1 protein-coding gene is annotated in these 1,498 nt (G+C 29.8%); it reads left to right on the top strand.

Annotated features, from left to right (window positions below; all coding sequences use genetic code 4):
- Positions 1-1,256 (top strand): S8 family serine peptidase (locus C4B24_RS04715; RefSeq protein ID WP_168388371.1); only part of this gene is annotated, 1,256 nt, incomplete at its 5' end.
- Positions 1,257-1,498 lie beyond the last annotated feature (242 nt).

The raw sequence follows: 1,498 nt of genomic DNA, 5'->3' as shown, positions 1-1,498 counted from the left end.
TAATCAATGAAGAAATTACATACTTAAAATTTAAAGAAGTATTAAGGGATATTATTTCTAAGAATCACAAAGAAATAAAATTTTGGAATATGTCCATTAACTTCGATGTTCAAGCAACAAAATTTGAGGTTTCTGATTATGCAGTATTTTTAGATGGATTGCAAGAAGAATTTAAAATTATGTTTATTATTTCGACAGGTAACAATACAGATGGCGGAGATGATAAAATCTCACCACCTTCAGATAGTTTTAGGGCGCTTTCTGTTTCAGCGGTTAAACAGGATCTTTCAAGAACATCATACACTAAAAAGGGAAGCATTGGTTTTCATGCTTCTAAACCAGATGTGTCAATATTCGGCGGAGATATAAATGATAGAATTTCAGTGGTTTCAAATAACAAAATAGTGGAGACAACAGGTGGAAGTAGTTATGCAACACCATTGATAACACGTTTGGTTGCAAATTTAACAAACATGCAATATTCTTTATTAGAGATACCGGCAATATTATCAAGTTATAGTTCATGAGTAGCTCAAAAAAGATGTTTGAAAGATATTGCATATTACCCAACCGGAGCGCTCCCTATTGATAATACGGAATTATTTAATATGATAAATAAAAAACTAATGTGAGTTTCAACGACGAGTGTGGGTGGTGGCTATAGACATGGATTTTATAATCTTGAATTTCCGTTATTTGAAGAAGGGTATGATTTTAAATTTATACTCTCTTATAATGTTGATGCAAAGTTTGCTAAAAATAGTACATTTGAATATGTATTAGATTCCACAAAAGTAGTCATGGGTAGAGAGAATCCATTTAAAAAAAATAATATCAATTCAACTGATTCCACTTGACTACTTTCAGAGGGAGTCGGTAATGAAGAGTTATCAAAATTTTTATTCCTTACAGAAGCTTCTCAAAGAATTTTCAAAGGTAAATATAAAAATAGAAATACACTTATTTCTTGACCAAAAAGGATAAGATCCTCTTCCAAAACTCAAAGACCTAAAAATCAAGAAGTTAAGACATTGCCAATTAAAAAATGAGGACTTTCTTTCGTTAGAGACGTGATAGATACCACAATTAATAGAAAAGAGATGAGAGACCAAGAAATTGCAATAGCTTTTATAGGCGAGTCAGCTAATTATGATTTCTATGATTCCTTTGTAAATTTAAATCATGATATCGTAGAAAAAATCAATATTTCAAGTGACGTGAAAAATGTTGTATCTGATGAAATAATATTCGAATAAAGGTATGCACTATAGAATTATGAATGTAATCTTAGCAAGAGCAAGAGAAACACTTGCTATTTTTACTTAGATGTTCTATTACATGGGAATCTAATTAAAAAAGATGAAGACAATGCTGAAATGCTTATATTTTGGAATTGTATTCTTTAGATAAAATCTTAAAAAAGCAAAAGAAATAATTCCCAATTAGGAATTATTTCTTTTGTGCAAATTGCATGTTAATTAGTTATTGAATATAGGGG

This window comes from Mycoplasma marinum, assembly GCF_004335975.1.
Taxonomy (GTDB): Bacteria; Bacillota_I; Bacilli_A; order Mycoplasmatales; family Metamycoplasmataceae; genus Mycoplasma_K; species Mycoplasma_K marinum.
The sequence above is the reverse complement of the archived record's forward strand: the minus strand, read 5'-3'. Positions and strand labels throughout refer to the sequence as shown.